Source organism: Tepidiphilus margaritifer DSM 15129, from assembly GCF_000425565.1.
Lineage (GTDB): Bacteria > Pseudomonadota > Gammaproteobacteria > Burkholderiales > Rhodocyclaceae > Tepidiphilus > Tepidiphilus margaritifer.
In genome coordinates, this window is record NZ_AUDR01000014.1 from 290,777 (window position 1) to 307,500 (window position 16,724).

Consider the following 16,724-nt stretch of genomic DNA (forward strand, 5'->3'; position numbering starts at 1 on the left):
GCGTATAGGCTCTCCCTCGCAAAAACCTAGTATAATGGTCAACAAATCCACGGACTTCCGGGGGAGTGAGCCGTATGTCCACCGCTGAACTCGACGCCGCCCTCAGCCAAGCCTACGAGGCCGGCTTCGTCACCGACATCGAAACCGAAACGCTACCGCCCGGCCTCGATGAGAAGGTGATCGAATACATCTCAGTCAAGAAGAACGAACCCGATTTTCTGCGCCAATGGCGGCTGAATGCTTTTCACCGCTGGCAGACGATGCGCGAACCGCGCTGGGCGCACGTGCACTACGAGCCCATCGACTACCAAGGGCTCATCTACTACGCCGCGCCCAAGCGCCGCAGCGAAACCGAGATCGATCCCAAGCTCCTCGAGACCTATGAAAAACTCGGCGTGCCGGTGCACGAGCGCGCCGCGCTCGCTGGCGTGGCGGTCGACGCCGTCTTCGACTCGGTCTCGGTGCTCACCACCTTCAAGGACAAGCTCGCCGAAGCCGGCGTCATCTTCTGCCCCATCTCGGAGGCGGTGCAAAAATATCCCGAGCTCGTGCAGAAGTACCTCGGCAGCGTGGTGCCGCCGGGAGACAACTTCTTCGCCGCGCTCAATTCCGCCGTTTTCAGCGACGGCTCCTTCGTCTATGTCCCCAAGGGCGTGCGCTGTCCGCTCGAGCTCTCCACCTACTTTCGTATCAACACCGCCCGCACGGGGCAGTTCGAACGCACGCTCATCATCGCCGACGAAGGCAGCTACGTCTCCTACCTCGAGGGCTGCACCGCGCCCATGCGCGACGAGCACCAGCTGCACGCCGCGGTGGTCGAGCTCATCGCCCTCGAAGGGGCCGAGATTCGCTACAGCACGGTGCAGAACTGGTACCCCGGCGACGAAGAAGGCCGCGGCGGCGTCTACAACTTCGTCACCAAGCGAGGGCTGTGCGCCGGGCGCGGCGCCAAGATCTCCTGGACCCAGGTCGAGACCGGCTCGGCCATCACCTGGAAATATCCCAGCGTGATCCTCAAGGGCGACGACAGCGTGGGCGAATTCTACTCGGTGGCGCTCACCCGCGGCCGGCAGCAGGCCGATACCGGCACCAAGATGATCCACCTGGGGCGCAACACCCGCAGCACCATCGTCTCCAAGGGCATCGCCGCCGGCCACAGCCAGAACGCCTACCGGGGGCTGGTGCGCATCAACCCCGGCGCGAGCGGGGCGCGCAACTACACCCAGTGCGATTCGCTGCTCATCGGCCCGCACTGCGGCGCGCACACCTTCCCCTACATCGAGAGCCGCAATCCGCGCGCCATCGTGGAACACGAAGCCAGCACCTCGCGCGTTAGCGAAGAGCAGCTCTTCTATTGCCGCCAGCGTGGCATCGACCCCGAGCGCGCCGTCGCCCTCATCGTCGGGGGATTCTGCAAGGACGTGTTCCAGAAACTGCCGCTCGAATTCGCCGTCGAGGCCGGCAAACTCCTCGAAGTCAGTCTAGAAGGATCGGTCGGATGATGCTCACGATACGCAACCTCACCGTCGCCGTCGAAGGCCGGCGCATCCTCGACGGGCTCGATCTGGACATCGCCGCCGGCGAAGTCCATGCCCTCATGGGCCCCAACGGCGCGGGCAAGAGCACGCTCGCCAACGTGCTGGCCGGCCGCGAAGGGTACGAAGTCCTGGAAGGCAAAGCGCTCCTCGATGGCCAAGACCTGCTCACGATGGAGCCGGAAGCGCGCGCCCAGGCAGGGCTTTTTCTCTCTTTCCAGCATCCGGTGGAAATCCCCGGCGTGAGCAACCTGCAATTCCTGCGCACCGCCCTCGACTGCCTGCGCAAGGCCCGGGGCGAACCCCCGCTCGACAGCGCCGCCTTGCTGCGCGCCGCGCGCGAAGCGGCGCAGCTGCTGGGGCTGCCGGCCGACTTCCTCAAGCGCGGTGTCAATGAAGGATTCTCCGGCGGCGAGAAGAAACGCAACGAAATCCTGCAGATGCTGCTGCTCGAACCGCGCTTCGTCATCCTCGACGAACCCGATTCGGGTCTGGACGTGGACGCGCTCAAGCTCGTGGCCGCCGGCGTCAATCGCCTGCGCCGCCCCGATCGCGCCTTCCTCATCATCACCCACTACCCCCGCATCCTCGAATACGTCCGCCCCGACCGGGTGCACGTGCTGCACGGCGGACGCATCGCACGCTCGGGCGAAGCCGAGCTCGCCCACCAGATCGAAGCAGGCGGCTACGCCGCCGTGCTCGAGGGGTCGGTCGCATGAATACCGCACTCGCCGTCTGCCACCCCTGCGGCTGGGCGGAAGACGCGGCAACGCGCGCCTGGCACGAGCAGCTCGCCGAACGGCTCGCCACGCTCACGCCCCCCACGCGCAAGAACGAATTCTGGCGCTACTCGCGGCTCTCCGCCTGTTTCGCCCCCGAGCGCGCCGGCCGCGGCCTTGATTTCCCCTTCCCTTCACCCGAGCCGCTTACCGGCGAATGGATCCGCCTCGACCAGGGCCGGCCAGTGGCTGCGCACACCCGCGTATGGCGCCTGCGTTCCTGGTCCGAACTGGACGAGGCCACCCGCGCACGCTGGCGCGAGCGGCTGGAACCGGACGAGGATTATTTCGCCGTGCGCAACCTGGTCGAAGCCGATGCAGTACTGCTCCTCGAGCTCGAGCAAACGGCCGACGCTCCCCTGCAGATCCAGTACCGCCACGGCGCCGGCTGGGTCCAGCCGCTCCTGCTCGTCGACGTCGCCGCGGGGGCGCGCGGCGCGCTCGTAGAAACGTTCGCCTCCTTCGGCCCTTCCACGCAAAACGGCGCCGTGCATCTCTGGCTCGGCGAGGGCGCCGAACTCACCCACGGCGTCTTTACGGCCGACGAAGAGCAAGCCCTGCTGCACCGCGTCCGCGCCCGGCTCGGTGCGCGTGCCCGCCTCGACGTGCAGGCTTTCGCCGCCGCCCGCCGCTATCAGCGGCTCGAATGGGATGTCACCCTGGGCGAATCCGCCACCCTGCGCCTCTCCGGCATCACCCAAGGTGAGCCGGAGGGTTCCGCCGACGTGGCGCTACGCATCCGCCACGCCGCCCCCGGCGCCACCACCGACGTGCGCTGGCGCGGCCTGGTGCCGGCCGCCGCGCACTCCGCGGTGATCGGCCGCATCCTCATCGAGCCCACCGGCCAGCGCACCGACGCCGCCATGCGGCTCGATCACCTGCTCCTGGCCGACGGCGCCGCCGCTGACGTCAAACCCGAGCTCGAAATCTACGCCGACGATGTCGCCTGCGGCCACGGCGCCACTCTCGGCCGGCTCGACGACGAAGCGCTCTTCTATCTGCGCAGCCGGGGCATTCCCGAAGTCGAAGCGCGCCGACTGCTCATCGACGCCTTCCTCGCTCCGGTCCTGCAGCGTTTCACCCTTGCAGAGGTCCTCCGCCATGTCCACTCCCGTCTCCCCCTCCCCGACGACGCCGCTGCCTGAGGCGGCCACCGTCGAGCGCTGGCGCGAAGACTTTCCCATCCTGCACCGGCGGGTCTATGGCAAGCCGCTCATCTATCTCGACAACGCCGCCACCACCCAGAAACCACGGCAGGTGATCGAGGCGCTCACCGAGTTCTACGAGAACCGCAACGCCAACGTGCACCGCGGCGCGCACGCCCTGAGCACGGAAGCCACCGACTGTTTCGAGACCGCCCGCACCACCGTCGCCCGCTGGGTCCACGCCGCGAGCGAAAAAGAAGTCCTCTGGACGCGCGGCACCACGGAAGCGATCAACCTCGTGGCCCAAGCCTGGGGCAATGCCTTCGTCAAAGCAGGAGATCTCCTCGTCGCCACCCAGATGGAGCACCATGCCAACCTCGTGCCCTGGCAGATGCTCGCCCGGCGCACCGGTGCCGAACTCGCCCTCGTACCAGTCCAGGACGACGGAACGCTCGACCGGGAACGCTACCGCCAGTTGCTCGAGCGGCGACCCCGGCTCGTGGCGCTCGCCCACGTCTCCAACACCCTGGGCACCATCAATCCGGTTGCCGAACTCACGGCAGAAGCCAAGGCCGTCGGCTCGACCGTGCTCATCGACGGCGCCCAGGCGGTAGGGCATTTTCCCGTCGACGTGCAGGCGCTGGGCTGCGACTTCTACGCATTTTCCGGTCACAAAATGCTCGGCCCCACCGGTATCGGTGTGCTCTGGGGGCGGCAGGAAGTGCTCGAAGCCATGCCTCCCTGGCAAGGCGGCGGGGAGATGATCGCCTGGGTCGACGAGCACGGCTTCGAACCCAACGAACTTCCCTACAAGTTCGAGGCCGGCACCCCGCCCATCGCCGAAGCCATCGCCCTGGGCGCCGCGATCGACTACCTGCGCCAATTCGATCGGGTGCAGCTGACCGCCTGGGAAACCCACCTCTACCGCAGGTTGAGGGACGGTCTGGCGGCGATCGACGGGTTGCGGCTCCTCGCCGACCTTCCTCCGGAAGCGAAGGCCCCCATCGCCTCCTTCCACGTCGTCGGCACCCACCCGGCCGACCTCGGCACCCTGCTCGACACCCAAGGCATCGCGGTGCGCGTCGGGCACCATTGCACCATGCCGCTGATCGCCCGCTACGGACTGCCCGGCACCGTGCGCGCCTCGATCGCCTTCTACAACACCGAAGCGGACATCGACCAAACCCTGTCGGCGCTCTCCCGCGCCCTCGAACGTCTGGGAGCCCTTGCCCCATGAACACCCAAACGGTCACCACGCGGCGCGACGTCTACGGTATCGTCGTCCCCTCGGGTGAGCCCGTCACCCTTCCCGCCGGCAGCGAAGTACGCCTGACGCAGACGCTGGGCACCAGCCTCACCGTGCTCCACGACGGGCGCCTCGTGCGCGTGGCCGGCGAGGATGCCGACGCCTTCGGGCTCGACCCTTACGCCCCTTCGCCGCTTCCTGCCGAAGGCGAGCTGCGCGAGCGCATCCTCGAGGTGCTGCGCCAGATCTACGATCCTGAAATCCCGGTCAACATCGTCGACCTGGGCCTCATCTACCGCCTCGACATCGAAGAATACGAAGACGGCGCCCGGGTCGAGATCGACATGACCCTCACCGCCCCCGGCTGCTCACTCGGCCCCGTGCTCAGCGAGGAAGTCAAGCAGCGGGTGGAGCAAATTCCCGGAGTCAAAGAAGTCATGGTCAACGTCGTCTTCGACCCTCCCTGGACCTCCGACCGCCTCTCCGAAACCGCACGGCTCGAACTGGGGCTGCTATGACGACGCTCGCCGAGATCGAAGAGAATTTCGCCCTCTTCGACGACTGGGACGGGCGCTACGACTACCTCATCGAGCTGGGTCGCTCGCTGCCCCCGTTCCCGGAAACCGAACGCACCGACGCCCACCTCGTGCGCGGCTGCCAGAGCCGCGTCTGGCTCGTCTGCCGCCTCGACAACGGTCGCTTGCACCTGGCGATCGACAGCGACGCGCTCATCGTGCGCGGGCTCGCCGCCATCGTGCTCGCTGCCTACGAAGGCAAGACGCCCGAAGAAGCGCTCTCGCTCGACACCCTCGCCCTCTTCGAGCGCTTGGGGCTGCTCGCCCACCTCTCTCCCACTCGCGGCAACGGCCTGAGGGCGATGATCGAGCGGATCCGCGAGTGCGCCCGCGCGGCGATCGAAGCGGCCCCTCGCTCCTGAACGCGAGCGTCACCTCCTTGCCATCATCGCCTTGCGCCTGCGATCAAGTGCGGCAGGCGGAAGACATCGTATCGAGAAGGGTATGCCGCTCGGCTCGCTCCCGTTCGGCAAGGGCGCGCTTCTGCACGATGGGCACGCCATACTTTGCCGCGGTGATCTCGGCCAGGATCGACACCGCCATCTCCGCCGGAGAGCGGGCTCCGATGAACAATCCCACGGGTCCGTGCAAGCGGTCGATCTCCTCGGCGGTGAGGTCGAACAGCGCGAGCCGTTCCCGGCGTTTGGCCGAATTGGTGCGGCTGCCGAGCGCCCCGACGTAGAATGCCGGGGATTTCAAGGCTTCGAGCAACGCCATGTCGTCGAGCTTGGGATCGTGCGTCAGGGCCACGATCGCCGTGTGCGCATCCACGGCAAGATCCAGGATCGCATCGTCCGGCATGTCGCGGCGAAACGTGATCGCCGGGTTGGTAAATCCTTCAGCGAACTCTTCGCGCGGATCGATCACCACCACCTCGTAATCGGCGGCGAGCGCCATCTCACACACGTAGTGCGACAGCTGCCCCGCCCCGATGACGATCAAACGCCAGCGCGGTCCGTAGAGGGTGCGCATGAGGCGCCCGTCGAAGAAAAACGTTTCATCCCGCGTCGCATCGCGCAGTACCGAGCGCCCCGAACACGTATCGAGTTCCCTTATCGTCAGACGTTTGGCATGGATCCTCGCTCTCAATTCCTCGAGCAATCCGACCTCCGGGGCCGGTTCGATGACGAGCCGCAATCTTCCCCCACACGGCAGACCGAAGCGCGCCGCCTGCTCTCGGGTCACTCCGTACGTGACCAATTCGGGGACGTCTTCGGCCAACAATTCCCCCGAACGAATCCGAGCGATCAGGTCGTCCTCCACGCAACCGCCGGACACCGAACCGACGACCTGTCCGTCGTCGCGGATCGCCAGCCAGCCCCCGACCGGACGCGGCGACGATCCCCACGTCTCCACCACCGTGGCCAACACCGTCCGACGACCGGCATGAAGCCACTCGATGGCCGTATTCAATACCGAAAGATCCGTGCTGTCCATATCGCCTTTCTCAGAGGAACGCCAATCACGGTAATGCTGAGCCTATCAGAAACTTCGTGCAAGGGTACAAGCATCCCGATGAGGATGCAGGAACCCGGCCGGCCCGCTCAGCGTCCCAAGACGCGTGTAAGATTGCTCACCTCACCACGATTCTGAACGTTCGACCATGACCGATTCCACCCTGCATGAGGCCCCGCTGCGCCGCGGCCTGAAAAACCGTCACATCCAACTCATCGCCCTGGGCGGCGCCATCGGCACCGGGCTCTTCCTCGGCTCGGCCGGCGTGCTCGCCACCGCCGGACCGTCGATGCTGCTCGGCTATGCCATCGGCGGTCTCATCGCCTTCCTCATCATGCGCCAACTCGGCGAGATGATCGTCGAAGAACCCGTGGCCGGCTCCTTCAGCCACTTCGCCCACACCTACTGGGGCCGATTCGCCGGGTTCCTCTCCGGCTGGAACTATTGGGTGCTCTACGTGCTCGTCGGCATGGCCGAGCTGACGGCGATCGGCAAATACGTCCAATTCTGGTGGCCCCAGATCCCCACCTGGGTCACCGTTCTGGCGTTCTTCCTTCTCATCAATCTGATCAACCTGGCCAACGTGCGCGCTTTCGGCGAGGCAGAGTTCTGGTTCTCCATCATCAAAGTGGCCGCCATCGTCGGCATGATCGTGCTCGGCCTCTACCTGCTCACGAGCGGCCGGGGCGGCGAGCAGGCGAGCATCACCAATCTCTGGCGTCACGGCGGATTCTTCCCCCACGGCTTCGGCAGCTTGGTGGTTACCCTGCCGATCATCATGTTCTCCTTCGGTGGGCTCGAACTCGTCGGCATCACCGCTGCCGAAGCCTCCGACCCGCGGCGTGTCATCCCCAAAGCCATCAACCAGGTGGTCTACCGCATCCTCATCTTCTACATCGGCGCGATCGCCGTGCTGCTCTCCCTCTACCCTTGGGACCAGCTGGTGGCCTCGCTCACCGCTGCCGGCGACCCCTACAGCGCCAGCCCCTTCGTGCGCATCTTCTCGCTCATCGGCAGCGACACGGCGGCGCACCTCCTCAACCTCGTCGTCCTCACGGCGGCCTTGTCGGTCTACAACAGCGGCGTCTATTGCAACAGCCGCATGCTCTACGGTCTGGCCGAGCAAGGCGACGCGCCCCGAGCTCTCATGAAGATCAATCGCTACGGCGTACCGGTCCTGGCCGTGGGCGTCTCCGCGCTCATCACCTTCTTCTGCGTGGCGGTCAACTACCTCCTGCCGCAAAGCGCCCTGGAACTCTTGATGTCGCTAGTGGTGGCCGCGCTGGTGATCAACTGGACCATGATCAGCCTCACCCACCTCAAATTTCGCCGGGTACTGCGGCAACGCCACATCACCCCCGCCTTCAAGGCCTTTTGGAGCCCGCTCGCCAACTATGCCTGCCTCGCCTTCGTCGCCTTCCTGCTCTTCCTGATGCTCGACAACCCCGGCACGCGCGCTTCCGTCATCGCCCTGCCCATCTGGGTGGCCCTCATGTGGCTCTGCTACCGCCTGCGGCTGCGGCTGCAAGGGCGCGCCGTCCCCGCCTGAGAACGAACCATGGACCCATCATGAACGATAGAAAAGAAACCCTCGTCCTCGGCATGGGATGTTTCTGGGGCGCGCAAAAGCGCATGGCCGCGCTACCCGGTGTGCTCGATACCGAAGTGGGCTACGCCGGAGGCAGCTTTCCCCATCCCACTTACGACGATGTGCTCGACTTCGAGCAACGCCTGCGCCAAGGGCTGGTGCGCGGGCGCAACCACGCCGAAGTCGTCAAAGTCATCTATGACCCCAAACTCGTGCTCCCGGAAGCCGTGCTCGCCTGGTTTTGGGAAAACCACGATCCCACCCAGCGCGATCGCCAAGGAAACGACTTCGGCAGCAACTACCGTAGCGCGATCTACACCACCACGCCGGAACAAAGAGACGCGGCGCTCGCCACGCGCGACGCCTATCAACAGGCGCTCTCGGCCGCTGGTTACGAAGAAATCGTCACCGAAATCGCCCCGCTTTCCTCCTACACCCCGGCCGAGGAATACCATCAGCACTACCTGCTGAAGAACCCGAATGGATACTGCGGCCTAGGGGGTACAGGCGTAAGCATGCCGCATTCCTTTTGGCGCACGCTCGCCGAGCGCCACCTGCCGCCGCTCGCGCGCTGGATCGCCTGCGAGCAAGGCACGGAACGCTCCTTCACCGGCCCCTACCTCGATGAGCGGCGCCCCGGCGTCTATGTCGATCGCCTGAGCAATGCGCCGCTTTTCCGCTCGGAAGCGAAGTTCGACAGCCCCTGCGGCTGGCCAAGCTTCTATGAAGCGATTCCCGGCGCGGTGACGCTACACGAAGACCGCTCGCACGGCATGATCCGCACCGAAGTGCGCAGCGCGAGCACCGGCATTCACCTGGGGCACGTCTTCGACGACGGCCCACCGCCCACGGGCCTGCGCTACTGCATCAACGGCGAAGTCTTGCGCTTCATTCCCGACACGCATCCTTGATCGCCCCTCGCGGCAAAACGCCCAGAGTACGCCATGGCCAAAAAACGCACCTCTACCAACAACGGCGCGAGCCTCGGCTTCGAGGCCGAACTCTTCAAAGCCGCCGACAAACTGCGCGGCAACATGGAGCCTTCCGATTACAAGCACGTCGTGCTGGGTCTCGTCTTCCTCAAATACATCTCGGATGCGTTCGAAGCCAAACATCGGGCGCTCCTCGCCGACGACCCGCTGGCCGCCGAAGACCGCGACGAGTATCTGGCCGACAACATCTTCTGGGTGCCCCCGGCGGCGCGCTGGTCGCATCTGCAGGCCAACGCCCGCCATCCCTCCATCGGCGTGCTCATCGATGACGCCATGCGCGCCCTCGAGAAAGAAAACGAGTCCCTGAAAGGGGTTCTACCCAAAGACTACGCCCGCCCGGCGCTCAACAAAGTGATGCTGGGCGAGCTCATCGACCTCTTCTCCAACCTCGGCCTGGGCGAGGAAGCCAACCGCGCCAAAGACGTGCTCGGGCGCGTGTACGAATACTTCCTCGGCCAGTTCGCCGGCGCCGAGGGCAAACGCGGCGGCGAATTTTACACACCGCGCTCGGTGGTCCGCGTACTGGTGGAAATGCTCGAACCCTACCACGGACGCGTCTACGACCCCTGCTGCGGCAGCGGCGGCATGTTCGTGCAATCGGAAAAGTTTGTCGAAGAGCACGGCGGGCGCATCGGCGACATCGCCATCTACGGTCAGGAAAGCAACTACACCACCTGGCGCCTGTGCAAAATGAACCTCGCCGTGCGCGGCATCGACGCCGACATCCGCTGGAACAACGAAGGAAGTTTTCACAAGGACGAATTCCCCGAATTGCGCTTCGACTACATTCTCGCCAACCCGCCCTTCAACGTCTCCGACTGGGGCGGCGAGCGCCTGCGCGACGACCCGCGCTGGACTTTCGGCATTCCGCCCGCGGGCAACGCCAACTTCGCCTGGCTGCAGCACATCTACTGGCACTTGGCGCCGTCCGGCACCGCCGGCGTGGTGCTGGCCAACGGCTCGATGAGCTCCAATCAATCCGGCGAAGGCGACATCCGCCGCGCCATGATCGAAGCCGACGCGGTGGATTGCATGGTCGCGCTTCCCGGCCAGCTCTTCTACTCCACCCAGATTCCCGCCTGCCTGTGGTTCCTCGCCCGCAACAAAAATCCCGGCAAAGGGCTGCGCGACCGGCGTGGCCAAGTGCTCTTCATCGACGCGCGCAAGATGGGCGTGCTGGTCGACCGTACCCGGCGTGAGCTCACCGACGAAGAAATCCAGAAAATCGCCCGTACCTACCATGCCTGGCGCGGCGAAGCGGAGGCGGGCGACTACGCCGACGAACCCGGTTTCTGCAAATCGGCCACGCTGGAAGAAATCCGCAAGCACGGCCACGTCCTCACCCCCGGCCGCTACGTCGGCGCCGCCGCCCAGGACGACGACGGCGAACCTTTCGCCGAGAAAATGGCGCGCCTCTCGGCCCAATGGCGCGCGCAGCGCGAAGAAGCAGCGCGGCTGGATGCGGCGATCGAAGCGAATCTGCGGGAGCTGGGGTTTTGAACGCTGCGTTCAAGATGGCAGTCTTCCCGTGACTGCAGCGTGGAGAGTGAGATGACACCCGATGAACTCGTTCGGATGATCACCGCGGGCGAAACCCTTGCGGTCGAGTTCAAGGGCGAGGAACGGACACCGCTCAACGATCGCGACCTCGTGAAAGCCGTCGTGTGCCTGGCCAATCGCAGCGGACATGAACCGGGATACCTGTTGATCGGAGTCGAAGACGATGGACGTATCACTGGTGCACGCCCGAGACACGGCGACACCACCGACCGAAACAAGCTGGCTGCCCTGATCGCCAACCAGACCCGCCCTTCGGTAGCGGTGCGGGTTGAGTCGGTCGAACTCGATGGCCGCTTTGTACTCGTGATTGAAATTCCACCGCAGCAGCACCCCATAGCCAGCGCGGACGGCGTCTTTTTACGCCGAACAACAGGCGGTGACGGTAAACCCGCCTGCATGCCGATGGATGCCCATGACGTGCAGTCCCTGCAAGCCGGTCGAGGGTTGCTGGATCCCTCGGCGCAGATTATCGCTGAAGCCCGTTGGCAGGACCTCGACCCGTTGGAGTTCGAGCGCTTCCGCCGCAGCGTACGTGAGCGGCGCGGCCGCAGTGACGAAAGCCTGCTCGACCTTCCGGATCTGGACCTTGCCAAGGCACTCGGCGTAGTCGAAGCCAACGGCAGCGTGCGCGGCGTGCGTCTGGCCGCTCTGCTGCTCTTTGGCAAGGAAGACGCCCTGCGCCGTTTTGTGCCAGCCCACGAGGCGGCCTTTCAGGTGCTGCGCGGACTCGACGTGGAGGTCAACGACTTCTTCCGCTGGCCGCTGCTGAGGATCATGGAGGAAATCGAGGCTCGCATCCGTGCCCGCAACCGCGAGCAGGAGCTGATGGTCGGACTGCTACGAGTGGGCGTGCCAGACTACCCCGAGCGTGCCCTGCGCGAGGCGGTAGCCAACGCCCTCATCCACCGCGACTATCTGCGCCTGGGGGCGGTGCATTTCCAATGGCACCCGGACCGGATCGAAATCAGCAACCCCGGCGGCTTTCCCGAAGGCGTGCGCCTCGACAACCTGCTCGTCACCGCCCCTCGCCCAAGGAACCCTCTGCTCGCCGATGCATTCAAGCGCGCCGGCATCGTCGAACGCACCGCGCGCGGCATCGATACCATCTTCTACGAGCAGTTGCGCAACGGTCGCCCGGCGCCGTCTTACGCACGCAGCGATGCAACTGGGGTCACCCTCGTCATCCCCGGCGGCGAGGCCAATCTCGATTTCGTGCGTCTGATCGTCACGGAAGGTCAAAGCGGACGTGTCTTGGGTTTGGACGAGCTGCTGATCCTCAACGCCTTGTGGCAGGAGCGCAACCTCACGACCGGTGATGCCGCACACCTGTTGCAGAAATCCGAAGCGCAAACCCGCTCCACCTTGCACACTCTGGTGGAAGCGGGCCTCGTCGAAGAGCGCGGGCAAAAGAAAGGCCGCACCTGGCATCTGGCCGCCGCCGTCTATAGGCTGCTGGGCGACAAAGCAGGCTACGTCCGGCAGCGCGGATTCGAGCCGTTGCAGCAGGAGCAAATGGTGTTGCAATACGTGGAAAAACACGGGCGGATCACACGCCGAGAAGTCGCGGAGCTATGCCGCATCGGCCCCTACCAGGCCACACGGCTGCTGTCCCGGCTCGTGGACGAGGGCCGCCTGGTGCGCCATGGTGCGCGCAAGGGCGCCTGGTATGAGCGGGGACAAAAGATATGAGCGCGCTCATAAGTTTTGGAGAGCCGCTCATATTTATGAGCGATTCCCATAAAAATGCACGCGTGCATTCGCTTTCGCGGTACTCGTATTGCTCACAGGGCTGTTGTCAACAAATAGAACTGTCCGGTTTCGTAGCACATATTGTCCGCTACAGGGTTTTGAAAATGTGCTATTTTCACGGGTCGATTCATGTAAAAATAGCCTAGTGCCTCATTTTCACTCGTGAAAACAGCCAAACCCAGGAGCAGCCCGTGCAACGCGGAATTACTGGAACATACACCGCCACCGCCGTGGCGGGCGAGACGGTGCGCGCTTTCGTGCCGGCGCCCCTGCCGCCGACACCCGCCATCGAGCTGACCGGTGCGCGCCAGCGCCTGCTCGAACGTGCGCTGCTCGCCTGCGGACGGCTGGATGCCATCACCGCGCTGCTGCCCGAGCCCGATCTTTTCCTCTACGCCTACGTGCGGCGCGAGGCCGTGCTCTCCAGCCAGATCGAGGGCACGCAAAGCTCCCTGCAGAACCTGCTGGCTGCCGAGGCGCAACTGTTCGACCCGGATACCCCCAGGGACGTGAACGAGGTGGCCAACTACGTGCGCGCCATGAACCATGGCCTGGCCCGGCTGGCCGACCTGCCCGTCTCCGTGCGCCTGATCCGCGAGATCCACGCCGAACTGATGCAGGGCGTACGCGGTGGGCGCCTCACACCGGGCGAGCTGCGCACCAGCCAGAACTGGATCGGCCCCGGCGGCTGCACCCTGGCCAACGCCACCTTCGTCCCGCCTCCGCCGCACGAGGTGCCCGGCGCCCTGTCCGACCTGGAAAGGTTCCTGCACGACGGCGCCGGCCTGCCGCCCCTGATCCAGGTGGGGCTGGCGCATGCCCAGTTCGAAACCATCCACCCCTTCCTCGATGGCAACGGCCGCGTGGGGCGCCTGCTCATCACCTTCCTGCTCACGGAAAAGCGCCTGCTGGGCAAGCCGGTGCTCTACCTCTCGCACTACATCAAGCAGCACCGCAGCGAGTACTACGAACGCCTGCAGGCCGTGCGCGACGCCGGGGACTGGGAAGGCTGGCTGGGCTTCTTCCTGGAAGGTGTGGTCAGCGTCAGCCGCGAAGCCGCCCGGACCGCCGCCGCCATCCTGCGCATGCGTGAAGAGTTCCGCGCCCGCATCACCGAAGGGTTGGGCCGCGCCGCGGCCAACGGCCAGCGCGTCATGGACCAGCTGTTCGACCACCCCATCGTCAACGTGGCCACCGTGCGCGAATGGCTGGACCTCACTCCCGCTGGCGCCAACCAGATCGTCAGCAGGCTGGAAGGCATCGGCCTGCTGCGCGAGATCACCGGCTACGCGCGCAACCGGCGGTTCGTGTTCGAGCCGTACTTGAGGCTGTTTGATGAACAGAGGGAGGACGGCTATGGCGGATAAGTGGCGCGTAGTCACGCTCGGCGATGTTGCCGACTTGGTCCGAGGCGTCTCGTATCGCCCAAGCGATCTGCTGGCGGACGGCGCGGAGGGCATCCCATTGCTCCGCGCCACCAACATCAAGAACCAGGCGCTTGAGCTCGCCGACGTTCTCTTCGTTCCGCCTGCGTTGGTTCGGGATCATCAGCGACTGCGCCGCTTCGATGTCGTAATCGCCATGTCTAGTGGTAGTCGCGATGCTGTTGGTCGGCTCGCGCAACTCCGCAGAGACTGGGTAGGCTGTGTTGGTGCGTTTTGCGGAGTAGTTCGGGCCGATCCTAAACGCGTGCATCCGGAGTATCTGGGCTACGTGCTTCAGTCACCAGCGTTTCGAACTCACGTCGAAACCCGGGCGGTCGGAACTGCGATCATGAATCTGTCGCGTGACCGCATTCTTGGATTCACCTTGCGCCTACCGGATCTGCCGGAGCAAAGTGCCATCGCCCACATCCTCGGCACGCTCGACGACAAGATCGAACTCAACCGCAAGCAGAACGAAACGCTGGAAGCCATGGCCCGCGCCCTGTTCAAGGCATGGTTCGTGGACTTCGAACCCGTGCGCGCCAAGATGGAAGGCCGCTGGCAGCGCGGCCAATCCCTCCCCGGCCTCCCCGCCCACCTCTACGAGCTCTTCCCCGACCGCCTCGTCGAATCGGAGTTGGGGGAGATTCCGGAGGGGTGGGAAGTGACGTCGCTGGCAGAGTTCTCTTCCCTGAATCCGGAAACTTGGACAAGAAGTACACGACCGAAGCAAATTCACTATGTAGATCTTTCGAATACAAAGTGGGGGCGTATTGAAAGCGTCGCAAATTATGATGCTGACAATGCGCCTAGTCGTGCACAGCGTGTATTGCGTCCATTGGACACGATTGTCGGGACGGTTCGTCCTGGGAATGGCTCCTACGCGATGATCTCGGATGAAGGACTGACGGGCAGCACAGGGTTTGCTGTTCTGCGGCCAGTACAGCGCGAGTTTGCCGAGCTCATCTACCTGGCGGCTACTTCTCGTGAAAACATCGAGAGACTCTCGAATCTTGCAGATGGCGGGGCATATCCTGCCGTTCGACCTGAAGTCGTATCTGCGACACCGGTGCCACGTGCAGGCAAAGAGCTAATCAACGAGTTCTCGCGACAAGTCCGTCCGATGCTATCAGGTATTACAGATAACGAACACGTATCCCGCACCCTCGCCGAACTCCGCGACACCCTGCTGCCTAGGCTAATCTCCGGCGAGCTGCGCGTTTCAAAGTTGGATATTCAAGGAGTCTGCGATGACTGAAGAAAAGAAAAAAGCTGTCGTCATGGCCTTCAAGCCTCCCCGGTCATCCGAATGGAAGTCTTTGCAGACTGAAGAAAGCAATGACATAGGTGTAGATCAGGCGCGGAGAAACCAAGATGAGCTTTACAACGTGCTACTTTCCTCGCTGCAAATGCAGCATCTTGTCGTTCTCGCTGGTTCCGGGTGCTCAATGGGAGCCGGTGGGCCGAGCATGTTAGACCTTTGGAATGAAGTCGTCGGCACAAACCCTAGCGACAAAGTGAAAAGTGTGATTGATACCGTAAGGTATGACATCACACACAAAAATATCGAAGCGCTTCTGTCACGCATCGAAGCAAGCTTGGCTTTGAATGAAGATAAGGCTTTAGAATCGTTCTTGAACGATAGCAAGCGACAGATCCTAGAGAAATGTTCTAAATTTCTTGCCAACGAAGAAAAACTAGAAGCGCACAGGACTTTCGTTCATCGTCTATCCCGGCGTCGCGTTCGCGATCAGCGCCTAAAGATCTTCACCACCAACTACGACCTGTGCTTTGAGAGCGCCGCCGGTGCGCTTGGGATTGTGGTGATTGATGGTTTCTCTTTTTCCTATCCCCGCAGGTTCGACCCCAGGTTTTTTGATCAGGATATCGTGCGGCGCCCACGCAACGGCAGCGAATCCGCGACTTATCTCGAAGGGGTGTTCCTTCTCTACAAGCTGCATGGGTCGGTGAACTGGGCAAACAAGGGTAATGGCAATGTTGTCCAGGAGGCATCACCAGAACCTCACGAGGCCTGCTTGATCTACCCGGCCGCAGGCAAATATCAGCAAAGTTTCCGGCAGCCTCATCTTGAACTCATGGCGCAATATATGGCGTCAGTACGGGAGCCCAATACCTGCATTATCGTCACGGGTTTTGGGTTCAATGATGACCATTTGAGTGAGCCTTTGATGTCGGCGGTTAATTCGAATCCGCACCTGCGCCTGATTGTTGTTGATCCATCAGCCAAGGAAAGGCTGGTTGATGGCAATGAACACTGGGGGCGCCTTGGAGAGCTGAACGCACAAGGGGAAGATGTCTGGCTGATTTCCGCGGACTTCAATCAGTTTGCGCAACTTATTCCAGATTTGAGATCGCTGAGTCCTGCTGATGCGCTGGTGAAGGCGATTCGGGGCGTAGCGACGGCGGAGTAAAGGCGATGGAGCTCGAAAAGGTTTTCCCACGGGGTGTGTTACGCCCGGAGCTGTTCATCGGCGTTGTCGCTTCGGTCTCCGCGCGCTCGGTTGGCGTGAATTTGAGCGAGGCTGGCAGAGTTAGTGGCTCGCACTTTTCTGGCGCCAGGTACGGGCGGGGCGAGGTCGGGGAGTTTGTCCTTATCGAGGGCCAGCAGGGATTGCTGCTTGGCCGGATTGCGGAAGTCAAGCTTCGCGAATCTGA

Annotated in this window: 15 protein-coding genes (1 of these 15 cut by a window edge); 14 read left to right on the forward strand and 1 reads right to left on the reverse strand. The window is 63.7% G+C overall.

Annotation, left to right across the window (positions count from 1 at the left end; all coding sequences use genetic code 11):
* Nucleotides 1–74: 74 nt before the first annotated feature.
* Genes sufB through H607_RS0104020 form a run of 6 tightly spaced genes read left to right on the forward strand, consistent with a single transcriptional unit; the run spans nt 75 to nt 5,642 of the window.
* Entirely contained in the window at nt 75–1,502 is a 1,428-nt protein-coding gene (gene sufB, locus H607_RS0103995; RefSeq protein ID WP_028874365.1) for a Fe-S cluster assembly protein SufB, read from the forward strand.
* Nucleotides 1,502–2,254: a Fe-S cluster assembly ATPase SufC gene (sufC, locus tag H607_RS0104000; RefSeq protein WP_028874366.1), complete on the forward strand. Its 753-nt coding sequence runs from the start codon at nt 1,502–1,504 to the stop codon at nt 2,252–2,254. Before sufB ends, sufC begins: the two co-directional genes overlap by 1 nt.
* Complete coding sequence (locus H607_RS12845) at nt 2,251–3,459, forward strand: SufD family Fe-S cluster assembly protein (RefSeq protein ID WP_051240628.1); 1,209 nt, start codon at nt 2,251–2,253, stop codon at nt 3,457–3,459. The genes sufC and H607_RS12845 overlap by 4 nt, the downstream gene beginning before the upstream one ends.
* Nucleotides 3,416–4,696: an aminotransferase class V-fold PLP-dependent enzyme gene (locus H607_RS0104010; RefSeq protein ID WP_051240629.1), complete on the forward strand. Its 1,281-nt coding sequence runs from the start codon at nt 3,416–3,418 to the stop codon at nt 4,694–4,696. The genes H607_RS12845 and H607_RS0104010 overlap by 44 nt, the downstream gene beginning before the upstream one ends.
* Nucleotides 4,693–5,223 (forward strand): putative Fe-S cluster assembly protein SufT, encoded by a 531-nt coding sequence (gene sufT, locus H607_RS0104015; protein ID WP_028874368.1) that lies wholly within the window; start codon nt 4,693–4,695, stop codon nt 5,221–5,223. Before H607_RS0104010 ends, sufT begins: the two co-directional genes overlap by 4 nt.
* Entirely contained in the window at nt 5,220–5,642 is a 423-nt protein-coding gene (locus H607_RS0104020) for a SufE family protein (protein ID WP_028874369.1), read from the forward strand. The genes sufT and H607_RS0104020 overlap by 4 nt, the downstream gene beginning before the upstream one ends.
* A gap of 43 nt (nt 5,643–5,685) precedes the next feature.
* Here H607_RS0104020 and H607_RS0104025 read toward each other — a convergent pair whose 3' ends face one another.
* Nucleotides 5,686–6,717 (reverse strand): XdhC family protein, encoded by a 1,032-nt coding sequence (locus tag H607_RS0104025; RefSeq protein ID WP_028874370.1) that lies wholly within the window; start codon nt 6,715–6,717, stop codon nt 5,686–5,688.
* 166 nt (nt 6,718–6,883) lie between these two features.
* Here H607_RS0104025 and H607_RS0104030 point away from each other — a divergent pair, with 166 nt between their 5' ends.
* The 8 genes from H607_RS0104030 to H607_RS13085 form a co-directional block, all read left to right on the forward strand.
* A complete protein-coding gene (locus H607_RS0104030; RefSeq protein ID WP_028874371.1) occupies nt 6,884–8,284 on the forward strand; it encodes an amino acid permease in 1,401 nt (466 codons plus the stop codon).
* Between the two features lie 20 nt (nt 8,285–8,304).
* The gene (gene msrA / locus H607_RS0104035) at nt 8,305–9,234 is read left to right on the forward strand and encodes a peptide-methionine (S)-S-oxide reductase MsrA (RefSeq protein ID WP_028874372.1); all 930 of its coding nucleotides are present in this window, start codon (nt 8,305–8,307) and stop codon (nt 9,232–9,234) included.
* Between the two features lie 33 nt (nt 9,235–9,267).
* Nucleotides 9,268–10,815, forward strand: a complete 1,548-nt coding sequence (locus H607_RS0104040; protein WP_028874373.1) for a class I SAM-dependent DNA methyltransferase — start codon at nt 9,268–9,270, stop codon at nt 10,813–10,815.
* A 51-nt stretch (nt 10,816–10,866) separates the two neighbouring features.
* Nucleotides 10,867–12,564 carry an RNA-binding domain-containing protein gene (locus tag H607_RS0104045; protein WP_028874374.1) on the forward strand — a complete coding sequence of 566 codons (1,698 nt, stop codon included), beginning with the start codon at nt 10,867–10,869 and terminating at the stop codon, nt 12,562–12,564.
* Between the two features lie 251 nt (nt 12,565–12,815).
* Entirely contained in the window at nt 12,816–13,991 is a 1,176-nt protein-coding gene (locus H607_RS0104050) for a Fic family protein (protein ID WP_211218467.1), read from the forward strand.
* On the forward strand, nt 13,981–15,306 hold the full coding sequence (locus tag H607_RS11645; protein WP_051240630.1) for a restriction endonuclease subunit S: 1,326 nt from the start codon (nt 13,981–13,983) through the stop codon (nt 15,304–15,306). Before H607_RS0104050 ends, H607_RS11645 begins: the two co-directional genes overlap by 11 nt.
* Complete coding sequence (locus H607_RS0104060) at nt 15,299–16,480, forward strand: SIR2 family protein (RefSeq protein WP_211218468.1); 1,182 nt, start codon at nt 15,299–15,301, stop codon at nt 16,478–16,480. The genes H607_RS11645 and H607_RS0104060 overlap by 8 nt, the downstream gene beginning before the upstream one ends.
* Nucleotides 16,481–16,485: 5 nt before the next feature.
* Nucleotides 16,486–16,724, forward strand: the start of a protein-coding gene (locus H607_RS13085) for an ATP-binding protein (protein WP_083961926.1). 1,498 nt of this gene lie beyond the right edge of the window; 239 of the gene's 1,737 nt are visible here — the first part of the coding sequence; the start codon lies at nt 16,486–16,488; the stop codon falls past the right edge of the window.

Excerpts from the sequence above, each read along its gene's own strand:
- H607_RS0104060 (WP_211218468.1), top strand. The coding sequence starts at position 15,299 with ATGACTGAAGAAAAGAAAAAAGCTGTCGTCATGGCCTTCAAGCCTCCC.
- sufB (WP_028874365.1), top strand. The coding sequence starts at position 75 with ATGTCCACCGCTGAACTCGACGCCGCCCTCAGCCAAGCCTACGAGGCC.
- H607_RS11645 (WP_051240630.1), top strand. The coding sequence starts at position 13,981 with ATGGCGGATAAGTGGCGCGTAGTCACGCTCGGCGATGTTGCCGACTTG.
- msrA (WP_028874372.1), top strand. The coding sequence starts at position 8,305 with ATGAACGATAGAAAAGAAACCCTCGTCCTCGGCATGGGATGTTTCTGG.
- sufC (WP_028874366.1), top strand. The coding sequence starts at position 1,502 with ATGCTCACGATACGCAACCTCACCGTCGCCGTCGAAGGCCGGCGCATC.
- sufT (WP_028874368.1), top strand. The coding sequence starts at position 4,693 with ATGAACACCCAAACGGTCACCACGCGGCGCGACGTCTACGGTATCGTC.
- H607_RS0104010 (WP_051240629.1), top strand. The coding sequence starts at position 3,416 with ATGTCCACTCCCGTCTCCCCCTCCCCGACGACGCCGCTGCCTGAGGCG.
- H607_RS12845 (WP_051240628.1), top strand. The coding sequence starts at position 2,251 with ATGAATACCGCACTCGCCGTCTGCCACCCCTGCGGCTGGGCGGAAGAC.
- H607_RS0104030 (WP_028874371.1), top strand. The coding sequence starts at position 6,884 with ATGACCGATTCCACCCTGCATGAGGCCCCGCTGCGCCGCGGCCTGAAA.
- H607_RS0104025 (WP_028874370.1), bottom strand. The coding sequence starts at position 6,717 with ATGGACAGCACGGATCTTTCGGTATTGAATACGGCCATCGAGTGGCTT.
- H607_RS0104020 (WP_028874369.1), top strand. The coding sequence starts at position 5,220 with ATGACGACGCTCGCCGAGATCGAAGAGAATTTCGCCCTCTTCGACGAC.
- H607_RS0104045 (WP_028874374.1), top strand. The coding sequence starts at position 10,867 with ATGACACCCGATGAACTCGTTCGGATGATCACCGCGGGCGAAACCCTT.
- H607_RS0104040 (WP_028874373.1), top strand. The coding sequence starts at position 9,268 with ATGGCCAAAAAACGCACCTCTACCAACAACGGCGCGAGCCTCGGCTTC.